Raw genomic sequence first — 14280 nt, forward strand, 5'->3', positions numbered from 1 at the left:
ACGATTATCAAATCATAGTTCTTGCCGTCTGGAAAGATAGTTTGTAAAGTTTCCTAACTAATGTGGATTGGACGCGGCAGCCCGGCTTGCGCGGTGGATATGGTGACCCAGAAAATCATTGCAGGCGTGGATATAGGCGGCACCAAGACGCGCATCATGGCGTGCCAGGGCGAGCGCATCGCCGACGAGGTGCTGGTGACGGAGAGCTGGCGCATTCGCCAGATGGAGACTGATGCCGAGACACTGGCTGGGATCGTCGCGGGATTGTGCGGCGGGGTCGCGCCCGCTGTGCTGGCCGTTGGCGCGCATGGCTGCGACACGGGTGAACAATGCCTTCACTTCCAGGCGCTGCTGGCAAGCAGGACCGGTGGTGCGGTGCAGGTGGTCAACGATGCCGAGCTGATGGTTCCTGCCGCTGGCTATATCGACGGCATCGGCGTCGTCTCCGGCACAGGCTCGATCGCGGTGGCACGCACGGCCGATGGCAAGATGCTGGCAGCCGGTGGCTGGGGCTGGATCCTTGGCGACGAGGGCAGCGCGCCGGCATTGGTGCGCGAGGCGGCGAAAGCAATCCGGCACAGCCTCGACCGGGGCCAGGATGGTGACCCGCTGATTGCCGGGCTGATGCGCGAACTGGGTACAGACGACCAGACCAAGCTTGGCATCCTGCTCAACGAAACGCGTGGTGCCGCGGTCTGGGGCCGCTATGCCAATGCCGTATTCGACGCGGCGATCGCCGGCTCGGCTCTGGCTATCCGTGTTATCAGCGAAGGCGGGGCAGGGTTGGCCGCATTGGTCGAACTCTTGATCGAACGCGGCGCCAATCCCGCCCTTGTCGTGGCTGGCGGCGGGGTCATCTCGGAGCAGCCGATGTTGATGACGGCATTCGTCGAGGCCATGGCAAAGGTCTCGCCGTCGAGCCAGGTGCTGCTGCTGCGCGACCCGCCGGTGCTGGGTGCGGTCGCCTTGGCGAGACGACTGCTGGTCGGTCAGGGCCAATCTTCGGGAATTGGAGCGGTTTGAATGATGAAGCGTATCGGCTATCGCCCGGCGGTGGCGCGCCAGACGGAAAGTCTCGAAATCGGCCGGCGTTCGGTGGCCTCGTCGCTTGACGACCTCGATCTCGGCGCTTTTGCCGGCAAGACGATCGGGCTTGCCGGCATCGGCGCCAGCTATCAGGCGGCGCTGGCCGGTGCGCTTTATCTGCGCGCCTCCGGTATCAAGGCTTTTGCCTATACGCCGACCGATCTCTATGGCCGGACGGATGCAGCCGCCGATGCGTTCATCGCGCTGTCGGCCTCCGGGCAGAGCCGCGAAATCTACGACGTCATGCGCGAGGCGTCGGGCGCGCCGCGCCTGGCGGTCTGCCGTGGCAGCGGCAATCCGCTGGCTGATCTGACTGGTGCTGTGCTTGCCACGGATTCTGGCGCCGACAATGGCGCAAGCTCCACCGGCTATACCGGGACCTTGCTGGCGCTCGGCATGCTGATCGACAGGCTCGCCGGCAACAGATTCGACTGGACGACTTTGTCACCTGCAGCCGCCACCGTCCTTTCCGGTGCGCAAAGCGCTGCCGGGCAGGCGGCCCGGCTGCTGCAGGGCAGAACATCCATCGACATCGTCGGCGCCGGTGTCGGCTTCGCCAATGCCGGCGAGGCGGCGATGCTGATACGCGAGGCGGTGCGGGTGCCGGCATCGGGATGGGACACGCTGAACTATCTGCACGGGCCGATGGAATCGCAGGATGCGGCGACCGGACTGATCGCCATCGGCGACGGTCGCGAGGTGAAGATCGCGCAGGATCTTGCGGCGCTGGGCTGCCCCTCGGTGCTGGTGACGCGGCGCAGCGATGTCGCTCCAGCCGACAGGCTGGTGGTGATCTCGATTCCCGCGCTCGGCAACGCCATCGCTGATGCCATACTGGAGATCATCGCCATCCAGCTCATTGTCGGCGACATGCAGGACGCGGCCGGCCTCACCGACATCGTGTTCCGCTACCGCCAGACCGATACCAAGCTGAAGCCGTGGTCGCCGACCGAAGTCTGACGTCCTTGTCCGGACATCGCGGAAATTGCCAAACCGGTCAGCAATGAGGCATTGAGGACAGGATATGGCTTTCGAGTCGGGGCAGCGAATGCGCTTTCGCCGACCGGAGACAGGATTTCAGGCAAAGGTCGAACGGCTGAGATGGCGGCTGCGGAAATCCCCAATCTGACCGACAGCGCCCGGGCGGTGCTGCGCCTGCTTGCCTCGCACGGGCCGGTGACGCGGCCAAAGCTCGGCGCCATGCTCGACCTGTCGAAGCCTACCATGTCGGCGGCGGTGTCGGAGCTGAGCGCGCTCGGCCTCGTCGCCTCGCGTGGGATTGAGCGCGGCGCCATTGGCCGCACGGCGACGATCTACGGCATCGGTCCAGGTGCCGGCTACGCGATCGGCATCGATGTCGGCGCCGCCCAGGTGCGCGCCGTCGCCTATTCGATGGATGCGCAGAAGCTGGCGTCGGTGGAAGAACCGATCCCGGAAACGATAGCCGGCGATGCCGACGCGGTCGGCGCCGTCGTGCTGTCGGTCGCTCGTGCCACAATGGCCAAGGTGGCCAAGAGTTTTCGCGCGCTGCGCGCCATTGCGGTGGCGGTGCCGCGCATCGTCTCCAATGATCGTTTCGACCGGCCCGGGGGGCCGTCCGCCGTGCTTGGCCTGCTGCGGCGCAGCATCGAGGTGCCGATCGTCCTGGAAAACAACGTCAACTGCGCGGCCATTGGCGAGATGCATTTTGGTGCCGCGCAAGGCCACCAGACCTTCGCCTTTCTGCAGGTCGGCGTGCGGGTTGGCCTCGGCTTCATCACCGAGGGGCGTTTGTTTCGCGGCGCCGGTGGTGCGGCCGGCGAAATCGGCCGCATGCCGTTTCCATGGTCGGCCAGCGAGACGCCCTATCGTGAAGGGCTCGAACATTATCTCGGCTCTCGGGCGCTAATAGAGCGCTGCCGTGTCGACTGGCCCGCTGGGGAAGGCGCGCCGCCCGACTCGGCCAAGGATCTGTTCGCGCGTGCTCTGGAGGGCTCAGCACCGGCGGTGGCGGCTGTCGCGCGTCATGCCGCCGATATCGGCAGGCTGGCCGCTGGCTGTATCGGCATACTCGACCCTGGCCTGATCGTGCTTGGCGGCGGTGTCGGCAGAAACCCGCTGATGACGGAAAACGTCGAGCGTGTCGCGGCAGAGCTTGCGTGGCCGACACGGATCGCCGTCAGTTCCCTGGGGGACGACGGGACCGCGCTGGGTGCCGTGAAGCTGGCGGTTGATTACACTCTCGGGCTGATGCTGCGCGAAGGGCGCCACCCGGCTGTGGTGCTGCCCCCAACGTCAAACGTGGAGCCTTAGAGGTGGTGTATCGTGGAGGACAATACCTCGTCGTCACTGAGCATTGCTGGCGCTCATCGCGCCAAAGAAGCGCCTGACGGACGAGAGAGACTGGGCCATATGGATTTCGTTTCTTGCGGTGTTCGGGAACGTGCTTTCGCTCGGCCCTGCGCTCGTTTGGCGCGCCCACGTACTGCGACGAGACTTTTTCCTTCGCCTGAAGATCCTGCATCGCTCGTTCTAGGTGGTCGTATAAAGGAAGCCATTCCTCGCCTTGGTCACTAGGCGCGACGATGATCTCCGCAACGCGGTCGAGCGCTCGCTCGATGCGCTCCTCCTCATGAGAAATTATGCTATTTAAACGATCGAGTGGGCATCCAGTTCCAGGCTCGAAGGCGGACGGCAGCTTTGCGCCCCATCTCAGTCGTAAAGTTGCATTTTTCAATTGCCCGGAAGCAGACACTTTCTTCAAGGCCCTTCGACGGGTTGGATAGGCTGAACTCACCGGGATCTAGACCAGGCGAAGTTTATCTCGAGCGATCTGCCAAGCCGATTCGACATGTCGCCGTGCCGCCGCTTCCGCCTCATCGGGCTTGCGCGACCTTATCGCGTCCATGATCTCGTTCATCTCGCTGATCGCAGGCTCGCGGCGGTTCTCCGAAAGAATGGTCATCGAACGAAGCTGATTGATTCGGACATTCAGCCCGCTGACGATTTCCCAGGCGACACGCTTGTCGGCGGCCTCGAACAGCGCCTCGTAGAATTTCGTCGTCGCCCGCATCACTGCCGGCGGCGTCGCCGACGCCCATGCCCCGAACAAGTCCGCCAGCGCGCGTTCGAGCGTTGCCAGTTGCTCGCCGGTGGCCGACAGGGCGCAGGCGCGTGCCGCAATGCCTTCAAGCAGTGCCCTCAACTCATAGATCTCGTCGGTGCGGCCGAGATCCGGCCTGGCTACGGCCGGCCCGTGCCCAGGGATCATCTGCACGAGCCCCTCGGCCTCCAGTTGCCGCAGCACCTCGCGCACGACGGAACGGCTGACGCCAAGCTGGTCGCAAAGCGGCCGCTCGACCAACCTTTCGCCAGGCTGGAAGTGGAAATCCATGATGGCTTCGCGCATGCGCTCCAGCGCCAGCGTTCTCAAGGTCTTGGCGCTGCGGTCGATGCGAAGGGTGTCGTCTGGCATGTCTTGGCTCCTGCACCGCCACGAAAACAGATTCCATGCCCGGTTGACAAGGTACTTGGTGCTCCATAGCATGGTATACCATAAGATGATACAGAGATCGGACGGTCCCTGGCATCGCCGACCCGAGGATTCCATGCAGCCTGCCATCCGCAAGATCGTGACTTATACCGAGAACACGCTGATCGAAGGCGGCAAGGCTGCACCGCGGCCGCTGCGCCTGATCGGCGTCGCCGCGGTGCTGACGAACCCTTGGGCGGGACGCGGCTTCACCGACGATCTGTCGCCCGAGATCCGCGACTGTGCGCCTGTGCTCGGAGAGACCCTATCCCGCGAGATCATTGCCATCGCCGGTTCCGGCGACGCGATCGAGGGTTATGGCAAGGCAGCCATTTGCGGCACGTCTGGCGAGATCGAGCATGCCTCGGCGCTGATCCACACGCTGCATTTTGGCAATCATTATCGCCGCGCCGTCGGCGCCAAGACCTATCTTGCCTTCACCAACCTGCGCGGCGGGCCGAACACGCCGATCATGATCCCACTGATGGACAAGAATGACGAAGGACGGCGCTCGCATTACCTGACCGTGCATTTCCAGATCGGCGATGCGCCGGCGCCGGACGAACTGGTGGTGGCGCTTGGTGCGTCGATCGGCGGTCGCCCGCATCATCGTATCGGCGATCGCTATCAGGACCTCAAGGAGCTTGGGGACGTGCATGGCTGACGCTTCCACCTGGGCGCGACAGGGCACAACGTTCGATGGCACCTGCTTCATCCGTGCCGGCGCTGGCACGCCGGTGCTGTTCATCCACGGCGTCGGCATGAACGCCGCGATCTGGCAGCCGCAGTTCGAACGCATGGCCGACAGCTTCGACGTCATCGCGATCGACATGCTCGGCCACGGCCAGTCGCCACTGCCGCCGCAGCACCCGGAACTGGCCGACTACGCCGACCAGGCCATTCGCCTGCTCGACCATCTTGGCCTCGACCGGGTGTCCGTCGTCGGCCATTCGATGGGTGCGCTCGTTGCCCAGGAGTTGGCCCTGCGCGCACCGGAGCGCGTCCGCCGCATCGTTTCCCTGAATGCCGTGTTCCGGCGGCCACCTGAACTGGCCGAAGCCGTTCGCCAGCGCGCGGTGGCGCTCAACGGGCGCAGCGATACGGCCGGCACGGCACAGACCATTGCGCGCTGGTTCGGCGATCCGGTGCCGACCGAGCTGGAGGCGGCAGCGCGGAACACGGCATCCGCACTGAGCGCGGTCGACCCGGAAGGCTATGCCCGCACCTACCGCCTGTTCGCTCGTGCCGACGGCGATCATGCCGAACGCCTGCCGACGCTGGCCGTACCGGCCCTGTTCATGACCGGCTCCGAGGACAGGAACTCTTCGCCGGCAATGTCGGCCGCGATGGCACGGCTGGCGCCGCATGGCCGCTGCACGGTGCTGCCGGGCGAGAAGCACATGATGGCGGTCGCGGCGCCGGACCTCACCACGCGCCATATCGTTGACTTCCTCGCGGAGGACGAAGCGATCGAGCGAAGCGGCACTGCTGAGGCGAATACCGGGTTCGACAGCGGCGAGTTCCGCCGTGCGCTGGGATCCTTCCTCACCGGCGTCACCATCGTCACCACCATCGGGCCAGAAGGCGAGCCGCGCGGCTTCACCGCCAACTCGTTCACCTCAGTGTCGCTCGATCCGCCCCTGGTGCTGGTCTGCATCGCCCACAAGGCCTTAGGCCATCCTGTCTTCGCGACATCGAAAAGCTTCGCCATCAACATCCTCAACGAGGGCCAGAAGGCAGCGTCCGGCATCTTCGCCTCGAAAGCCGCCGACAAGTTCGCCGCCGTAGCATGGCGGCCGGGAAGGACCGGCAGTCCCGTTTTGGACGGCTCCGTCGCGTCCTTTGACTGCGACATGGAGCGGCTGGTCGAGGCCGGTGATCATTCGATCCTCATCGGCCGCGTCCGCGATTTCGAGCACAATTCCGCGCAGCCGCTCGGCTATTGCCGCGGCGCCTATGTTGCACCCGGCCTCAGCCAGGACGCGCTGGCCGCCACCCAGCCCGGCACCGATGTCGGCGCCATCCTCGAAAATGGTGGCCGGATCCTGTTCGTGGAAACGACGGACGGTTTTGAACTGCCGCGCGGCCGAGGGTTGGGTTCGGCAGGCGATGGCAATAGTCTGCGTGGACTGCTTGCGGCAAAGGCCATCGAGGCCCAGCTCGGTTTCCTGTTCGCCGTCTGGGACGACGCCGGACCTGTTTCGCGCACGCATGTCTACTATCGCGGCACGTTCGACGTGCCCGCTTCCAGCGATCGCGGCATTCGGCTCATCGAGATCGACGCGATCGAAGGATTGAAGATCGCCGATCCGGCGATCCGCTCGATGCTCACGCGCTATATCAGGGAATGCTCGGTAGATGCATTCGGCGTCTATGTCGGCAACGATGTCGAAGGGGAGGTCCGGCCGCTCGCCAGACCCAGCGCTTCCACCGTCAATACAGGTGCCCACGGATGAAATTCTCGCTCTTCGTGCATATGGAACGGTCGGATCTGGCCAAGCCGCATTCCGAGCTTGTGACCGAGCTCGAAGAACTGGTCCTGATGGCCGAACAGGCATGCTTCGAGACCGCCTGGATCGGCGAGCATCACGGCATGGAATTCACCATCTCGCCCAATCCCTTCATCAACATCGCCTATCTCGCCGCCAAGACCAGCCGTATCCGCCTCGGCACCGGAACCGTGATTGCGCCCTTCTGGCACCCGATCAAGCTTGCCGGCGAAGCGGCGATGGCTGACGTCATCAGCGGTGGCCGGCTGGACATCGGCATCGCGCGCGGCGCCTACAGCTATGAATATCAGCGCATCTTCCCAGGTCTTGACGCCTGGGGCGCCGGCCAGCGCATGCGCGAGATCATACCGGCGATCCGCGGCCTATGGGACGGCGACTTCGAACTCTCCGGCGAGTTCTGGCAATTCCCCGCCACCACCTCCTCGCCCAAGCCGCTGCAGAAACCCTACCCGCCGATCTGGGTGGCGGCCCGCGACCCGAACTCGCACGATTTCGCCGTCGCCAACGGATGCAAGGTCCAGGTAACGCCGCTGGCTTCCGGCGATGACGAGGTGACGAGCCTGATGCAGCGCTTCAACGCCGCCTGCGCCGCGCATCCCGAGATCGAACGACCGGAAATCATGCTTTTGATGCACACCTTCGTTGCCGACGACGCGGCTGACGCCGATCGCCTGACGCAGGACCTGTCGACTTTCTATTGCCAGTTCGGCGCCTGGTTCCAGAACAAGAAACCAGTGCATCAAGGCATATTGGAGCCGCTGACGCCGGACGAGATCGCGGCCATGCCGCAATACGCGCCCGACAAGATCAGGCAGAACCTGGTGATCGGCGAGGCCGATGAGGTCATCGCCCGGCTGAAGACCTATGAGGCACTCGGCTACGACCAGTATTCGATCTGGATCGACAGCGGGCTTTCGCACGAGCACAAGAAAAAATCGCTGCAACTGTTCATCGACCGGGTGATGCCGGCCTTCCTTTGATCGCGAGCCCATGACCGACGCCCCCTTCAGGAACTTCATCGACGGCCGCTTCGACGAACCGTCCGCTACTTTCGACAGCGTCGACCCGTCGACCGGGGCGGCCTGGGCCAGGATGCCGGCGGCGAGCGAAGCCGATGTCGACCGCGCCGTCGAGGCGGCGCACCGCGCCCTGCGTTCCGGCCCATGGCGTAGGATGACCGCGACGGCGCGTGGAAAGCTGCTGGTCAAGCTGGGCGACCTCGTCGCCGCCAATGCTGGGCGACTTGCCGAGCTCGAGACCCGCGATACAGGCAAGATCATCCGCGAGACCCGCGCCCAGATCGCCTATGTCGGCGACTACTACCGCTATTATGGCGGGCTTGCCGACAAGCACGAAGGCGCGCATGTGCCGATCGACAAGCCGGATCTCGACGTCACCATCCGCCGCGAACCGATCGGTGTCGTTGCCGCGGTGGTTCCGTGGAATTCGCAGCTCTTCCTCTCGGCCGTCAAGCTCGGTCCGGCGCTCGCCGCCGGCTGCAGCATCGTGCTCAAGGCCTCCGAGGATGGCCCGGGGCCGCTGCTCGCTTTTGCCGAACTGGTTCATGAGGCTGGCTTTCCCCCAGGCGTCGTCAACATCCTCACCGGTTGGGGCCATGATTGCGGCCGGCGCCTGACCAGCCATCCGCTGGTTTCGCGAGTCGCCTTCACCGGCGGTCCCTCGACGGCGCGCGCCATCGTCAGGAACACGGCGGAGAACCTTGCGTACACCACTCTGGAACTCGGCGGCAAAAGCCCGGTCGTCGTCTTTGCCGACGCCGATCTCGACAGCGCCGCCAATGCGGTGGTCGCCGGCATTTTTGCCGCGACCGGCCAGAGCTGCGTCGCCGGCTCGCGGCTGCTGGTCGAGCGTTCGGTCAAGGATGAATTCCTCGCCCGCCTGAAGCGCAAGGCCGAGGCGATCCGCATCGGCGATCCGCAGGATCCGGCGACCGAAATGGGTCCGCTCGCCACGCTGCGTCAGCGCGACTGGATCGAGAAAGTTGTCGCGGAAAGCGTCGCCGGGGGCGGCACGCTGGTCACCGGCGGCACAAGGCCAGCCGGCAGCGGCTTCTACTATGCGCCGACCATCATCGATGCCGGCGCCAGCGACCTGCCTTGCGTGCGCGAGGAACTGTTCGGGCCAGTGCTCAGCGTGCTTGCCTTCGACACCGAAGCGCAGGCGCTGGCGCTCGCCAACGACACGCCCTTCGGCCTCGCTTCAGGCGTGTTCACCAGCAATCTCGCTAGGGCGCACCGCATGGCGCGCGACATCCGTGCCGGCGTCGTCTGGGTCAACACCTATCGCGTCGTATCGCCGCTCGTTCCCTTCGGCGGCTACGGCCTGTCGGGGCTCGGCCGGGAGGGTGGGCTCGACACCATCAGAGATTACACACGCTCGAAATCCGTCTGGATCAACACCTCGGACGAGCCGATCCCCGATCCCTTCGTCATGCGCTGAGAACCGCGGGACGCAGGTGCACTGAGAAAAACAAGAACAGACCAACAGAGGAGAATGACATGAAACTGATTTTGACCGGCCTGCTGGCCGGGCTACTCACGGCAACCGCCGCCAAGGCCGATGAGATGGCGTTCACCAGCTGGGGCGGCACCACGCAGGAAGCGCAGACCAAATCCTGGGCAGCCCCCTTCGAAGCCAGCTCCGGCATCAAGGTGCTGCAGGACGGACCGACCGACTATGGCAAGCTCAAGGCCATGGTCGACGCCGGCAATGTCACCTGGGATGTCGTCGACGTGGAAATGGATTTCGCCATAAAGGCCGCCAAGGACGGGCTGCTGGAGCCGATCGACTATGCGGTCGTGCCCAAGGCCGATCTTGACCCGCGTTTCAGCAATGAGCATGCCGTCGGCAGCTTCTACTACTCCTTCGTGCTCGCCTGGAACAAGGGCGCCGTCTCGGGCGAACCGACCGGCTGGGCCGACATGTTCGACACCAAGAAGTTTCCCGGAAAGCGGACCTTCTACAAATGGTCGGCGCCGGGCGTCATCGAGATCGCTTTGCTGGCCGACGGCGTGCCGGCGGACAAGCTTTATCCGCTTGATCTCGATCGTGCCTTCAAGAAACTCGACACCATCAAATCCGATATCGTCTGGTGGGGCGGCGGCGCTGAATCACAGCAGCTGATTGCCTCCGGCGAGGCTGCCTTCGGTCAGTTGTGGAACGGGCGTGTCTTCGCCCTCCAGCAGGATGGCACCGACGTCGGCGTCGCCTGGAAGCAGAACCTCACCGCCGCCGACGTGCTCGTCGTGCCGAAGGGCGCCAAGAACAAGGACAGCGCGATGAAGTTCCTCGCCGCCGCCACCAGCCCGACCGGCCAGGCGAAATTCGCCGAGGCAAGCGGCTATGCGCCCATCAACACCAAGGCCAAGGCGGAGATGCCCGCCGATGCCGTCAAGGCCCTGCCTGATGCCCATGTCGACGGCCAGATCAACCTCGACATGAACTACTGGGCCGAGCATCGCGACGAGATCGCCGCGCGCTGGTATGCCTGGCAGACCAAGTAACACCGTTGCAGACCGACGGGGCGCAGCTTGCGCGCCCCGTTTTGAGACAGGACCGCTCGATGCAGGGAAGTTCTTTCAGACGCGGCTCGGTTGCCGGCCTGCCAGCCGGCAGCGGCAGCGCCTTGCCGGCCCTGCTTCTGGTTGGCCTGTTCTTCATCGTGCCGGTGGTTGCCCTGCTGCTGCGCAGCGTCACCGATCCCGAACCCGGCTTGCAGAACTACGCGGCGCTGTTCGGCAGCGACACCTATGTGCGGGTGTTCCTCAACACCTTCCTGGTCGCATCGGTCGTCACAGCCGTCACCATCCTGGTGGCTTTCCCTGTTGCCTGGATGCTGGCGATCATGCCGCCGGCCCCGGGCTCGATCGTCTTCGGCATCATCATTCTGTCGATGTGGACGAACCTTCTCACCCGCACCTATGCGTGGATGGTGCTGCTGCAACGCACCGGCGTCATCAACAGGGCGCTGATGGGGTTGGGCATCATCCATGAGCCGCTGCCGCTCATCAACAACCTCGCCGGGGTCACCATCGGCATGGTGTACATCATGCTGCCCTTCATGATCCTGCCGCTGGTCGGCACTTTACGCGCCATCGACCCTATGACGCTGCGCGCGGCCGCCCTTTGCGGCGCAAGCCCGTCCGAGGCCTTCCGCCGCATCCTTTTGCCGCTGTCGCTTCCCGGCATCGCCGCCGGAGGGCTGATGGTCTTCGTCATGTCGCTTGGCTACTTCGTCACGCCTGCCCTGCTTGGCGGCACATCGAACATGATGCTGGCCGAGATGATCGCCCAGACGGTGCAGTCGCTGCTCAACTGGGGGCTTGGAAGTGCGGCCGCCTTCGTCCTGCTTGTCGTCACCATGGCGCTCTACGCGATCCAGCTTCGCCTGGTCGGCGCCAGGCGCGCCGGCGGAGGGCTCTGACATGCTGCTCGACTATGACCGGCTCGGATGGCTGCGCGTGGCACTTGTCGGCTTCACAGCGGCAGTGGCGGCTTTCCTGTTGCTGCCGGTGGTCTTCATCGTGCTCCTGTCGTTCGGCTCGTCGCGCTGGCTCGCCTTCCCGCCGCCGGGCTGGACGCTGAAATGGTACCAGCAGTTGCTGGCTGATCCGACCTGGATCGATGCCGCGCTGACCAGTGTCCGGATTGCCGCCATGGCCGCCATCCTCGCCGTCGTCATCGGCCTGTTCGCCTCCTTCAGCCTGGTCAGGGGTGAGTTTCGCGGACGCCAGGTCCTGCGCGGCTTGCTGTTGATGCCGATGGTGCTGCCGGTCGTCGTGTTCGCCATCGCCATCTACGCCTTCTTCCTGCGCATCGGCCTTGCCGGCACCACGGTCGGCTTCGTCATCGCCCACACCATCCTGGCGCTGCCTTTCGCCATTATCCCGATCACTGCGGCGCTAGAGGGTTTCGACAAATCCATCGAGGACGCGGCCATAGTCTGCGGCGCCAGCCCGCTGCAGGCACGGTTGAGGATCACCTTGCCGTCGATCAGGATCGGCATCTTCTCCGCGGCGATCTTCTCTTTCCTGGCCTCATGGGACGAGGTCGTGGTGGCGATCTTCATGGCAAGCCCGACCTTGCAGACCTTGCCGGTCAAGATCTGGGGCAGCCTGCGCGCCGACCTCAGCCCGGTCGTCGCCGCCGCCTCCAGCCTGCTTGTCGGCCTGACCTTGTGCCTGATGATCGTGACCGCACTCCTTCGCAGGAAAATGTCAAGATGACCCGGCCATTCCTGTCCATACGCGCGGTGAGAAAGACGTTCGGCGCCTTCGTCGCCGTCCATGACGTCACCATCGATGTGCCCAAGGGGGAGTTCCTGACGTTCCTTGGCCCGTCGGGTTCCGGTAAGTCGACGACACTCTACGCCATCGCCGGTTTCCAGGATCCGAGCTCGGGCGATGTGCTCCTGGAGGACAGGTCGCTGCTTTCGGTGCCGTCGCACAAGCGCAACATCGGCATGGTCTTCCAGCGCTACACGCTATTTCCGCATCTGAGTGTCGCCGAGAATGTCGCCTTTCCGCTGCGCGTGCGCCGCCGACCGGATGGCGAGATCAAGCGCAAGGTCGCCGACATGCTGGCGCTGGTGCGCCTCGAAAACTTCGCCGACCGCCATCCGGGCGCGCTGTCGGGCGGCCAGCAGCAGCGCGTGGCGCTTGCCCGCGCGCTCGCCTACGACCCGCCGATCCTGCTGATGGACGAGCCGCTGTCGGCGCTCGACAAGAAGCTGCGCCAGGAAATCCAGGCCGAGATCCGCCGCATCCACCGCGAGACCGGCGTCACCATCCTCTATGTCACGCACGACCAGGAGGAGGCGCTGCATCTTTCGGATCGCATCGCTCTGTTCAGGGAAGGCCGCATCGAACAGATCGGTACTGGCGAGGATCTTTACCTCCGGCCGGCGAGCGAGTTCGTCGCCGGCTTCATCGGCAACTCGAATTTCCTGCCGGCTGAGCATTTGCAAACCGCAGATGGCGCATCGACGATCCGCCTGGCCGGCGGCTCGATCGTGACCGGCGTCAAGGCGACAACGTCGTTCGGCCAAGGCCAGAACGTCCGGCTGATGGTGCGCCCGGAAGCCTTCCGCTTGACGCCTACGCCGACAAGCGTGGCACTCGCCGTCGAGATCGTCGATACCGCCTTCTTCGGCGACCGACGGCGGGTCGTGGCACGCACGGCCGGCGGAGATGAGATCGACGTCAGGCCAACCTCTGACGCAGAGGTGGGCGATGGCACCGCCAGATCAGGTCAGCGCATCTTTTTCGATCCCGCTTCGGCGTTCCTGTTCCCGGCCTGATGGCCGGGATTGCGCATGTCAAAGCGATTCCGTTGCGGAAAGAAAGTCCACTTGTGAAAATGCGCGCTTAGAAGCTGTCAGTCCGCTTCAGGCCCCTTATCTGCCAAACAAAGTTGCTTACGGCTTAGCGAGAGGGTCAGACGCCTCTGGCTGGAAAGCTGTGCGGTTGCCATCGCACGCCTGCTGGTCTGCAGTCCCTTAACACCCGCCGACCAGTGTCCCTGGCCTGCGCGTTATGCATGCGGCACCTCTACCCCGAGCGCGTGCGGTGGCCGCTCTTGCTGCGATCGGCCGAGGCGTTTATGCAGGTGGAGGATCGCCGCGAACAGCTGGACGTCGTGAGACGCCGCGACTGCATCGTCGCTCAGCTCGCGCATTTGCTCAAGGACCAGGGCGCACGCGCGACCTCGGAGCTGAGCAGCGTCAACCTACATCTGGTCGAGGATGACATTGGCGTCTTGCATACCTGAATATAATCAGGTTACGGAACATTGTGTGCAAAAAACGCACAAGAAAGTTCTGCTTCTCTTCTTTTTTCGTTCCTACGAGGGAGCCGCCGGTAGCCCTTTCGGACGCTCTTCTGCCGACGATATTGACCGCCCCAATGCGAATGTTCGCCGGTGTATTCGTAAACCTCATTGTCCGCAGCGCCGTTCAGTCTGCTTGGGTTTCCTAGAAGCTTTTCGAACTTTCTCTCTTGCGGCTCCCGTCGAGATGCGGGCCCTCTGGAGGAGGTCGGGGTGTTTTGGATCCGCTGTGGTGCAACCTTGATCCAAGCATTTATGCGGGTTCGAGTCGGTAGAGGGCTACCGCCAATTCACCGCTGCTACCGAGTTCGTCTGTTAAATGTACTC

Annotated in this window: 13 protein-coding genes; 12 read left to right on the forward strand and 1 reads right to left on the reverse strand. The window is 64.3% G+C overall.

Features of this window, described 5'->3' with window-relative positions:
• Positions 1 to 99: 99 nt before the first annotated feature.
• The 3 genes from AC0NIL_RS32415 to AC0NIL_RS32425 all read left to right on the forward strand — a co-directional run bounded on the left by AC0NIL_RS32415 (position 100) and on the right by AC0NIL_RS32425 (position 3378).
• Positions 100 to 1023 carry a BadF/BadG/BcrA/BcrD ATPase family protein gene (locus tag AC0NIL_RS32415; RefSeq protein WP_473573597.1) on the forward strand — a complete coding sequence of 308 codons (924 nt, stop codon included), beginning with the start codon at positions 100 to 102 and terminating at the stop codon, positions 1021 to 1023.
• Positions 1024 to 2046 (forward strand): SIS domain-containing protein, encoded by a 1023-nt coding sequence (locus AC0NIL_RS32420; protein ID WP_275954841.1) that lies wholly within the window; start codon positions 1024 to 1026, stop codon positions 2044 to 2046.
• A 141-nt stretch (positions 2047 to 2187) separates the two neighbouring features.
• Complete coding sequence (locus tag AC0NIL_RS32425; RefSeq protein ID WP_064994965.1) at positions 2188 to 3378, forward strand: ROK family transcriptional regulator; 1191 nt, start codon at positions 2188 to 2190, stop codon at positions 3376 to 3378.
• Between the two features lie 490 nt (positions 3379 to 3868).
• On the opposite strand, the gene AC0NIL_RS32430 is transcribed toward AC0NIL_RS32425, so the two are convergent.
• Positions 3869 to 4540: a GntR family transcriptional regulator gene (locus tag AC0NIL_RS32430; RefSeq protein ID WP_013525211.1), complete on the reverse strand. Its 672-nt coding sequence runs from the start codon at positions 4538 to 4540 to the stop codon at positions 3869 to 3871.
• 133 nt (positions 4541 to 4673) lie between these two features.
• Between AC0NIL_RS32430 and AC0NIL_RS32435 the strand changes: the two genes are divergently transcribed.
• From AC0NIL_RS32435 to AC0NIL_RS32475, 9 genes are all read left to right on the forward strand, one after another.
• Positions 4674 to 5261: an amino acid synthesis family protein gene (locus AC0NIL_RS32435; RefSeq protein WP_027161992.1), complete on the forward strand. Its 588-nt coding sequence runs from the start codon at positions 4674 to 4676 to the stop codon at positions 5259 to 5261.
• Positions 5254 to 7053 (forward strand): alpha/beta fold hydrolase, encoded by a 1800-nt coding sequence (locus AC0NIL_RS32440; RefSeq protein WP_473542037.1) that lies wholly within the window; start codon positions 5254 to 5256, stop codon positions 7051 to 7053. The genes AC0NIL_RS32435 and AC0NIL_RS32440 overlap by 8 nt, the downstream gene beginning before the upstream one ends.
• The gene (locus AC0NIL_RS32445) at positions 7050 to 8087 is read left to right on the forward strand and encodes an LLM class flavin-dependent oxidoreductase (protein ID WP_013525214.1); all 1038 of its coding nucleotides are present in this window, start codon (positions 7050 to 7052) and stop codon (positions 8085 to 8087) included. Before AC0NIL_RS32440 ends, AC0NIL_RS32445 begins: the two co-directional genes overlap by 4 nt.
• 10 nt (positions 8088 to 8097) lie before the next feature.
• Positions 8098 to 9567 (forward strand): aldehyde dehydrogenase, encoded by a 1470-nt coding sequence (locus AC0NIL_RS32450; protein ID WP_127415724.1) that lies wholly within the window; start codon positions 8098 to 8100, stop codon positions 9565 to 9567.
• A gap of 59 nt (positions 9568 to 9626) precedes the next feature.
• Positions 9627 to 10631, forward strand: a complete 1005-nt coding sequence (locus AC0NIL_RS32455) for an ABC transporter substrate-binding protein (protein WP_127367630.1) — start codon at positions 9627 to 9629, stop codon at positions 10629 to 10631.
• 59 nt (positions 10632 to 10690) lie between these two features.
• Positions 10691 to 11551, forward strand: a complete 861-nt coding sequence (locus AC0NIL_RS32460; RefSeq protein WP_473573598.1) for an ABC transporter permease — start codon at positions 10691 to 10693, stop codon at positions 11549 to 11551.
• 1 nt (position 11552) lies between these two features.
• Positions 11553 to 12353, forward strand: a complete 801-nt coding sequence (locus AC0NIL_RS32465) for an ABC transporter permease (RefSeq protein ID WP_027161997.1) — start codon at positions 11553 to 11555, stop codon at positions 12351 to 12353.
• Positions 12350 to 13426, forward strand: a complete 1077-nt coding sequence (locus AC0NIL_RS32470) for an ABC transporter ATP-binding protein (RefSeq protein WP_128369260.1) — start codon at positions 12350 to 12352, stop codon at positions 13424 to 13426. The genes AC0NIL_RS32465 and AC0NIL_RS32470 overlap by 4 nt, the downstream gene beginning before the upstream one ends.
• Positions 13427 to 13665: 239 nt before the next feature.
• Complete coding sequence (locus AC0NIL_RS32475) at positions 13666 to 13896, forward strand: hypothetical protein (RefSeq protein WP_027161998.1); 231 nt, start codon at positions 13666 to 13668, stop codon at positions 13894 to 13896.
• Positions 13897 to 14280 lie beyond the last annotated feature (384 nt).

Source organism: Mesorhizobium sp. WSM1343 (assembly GCF_055901535.1).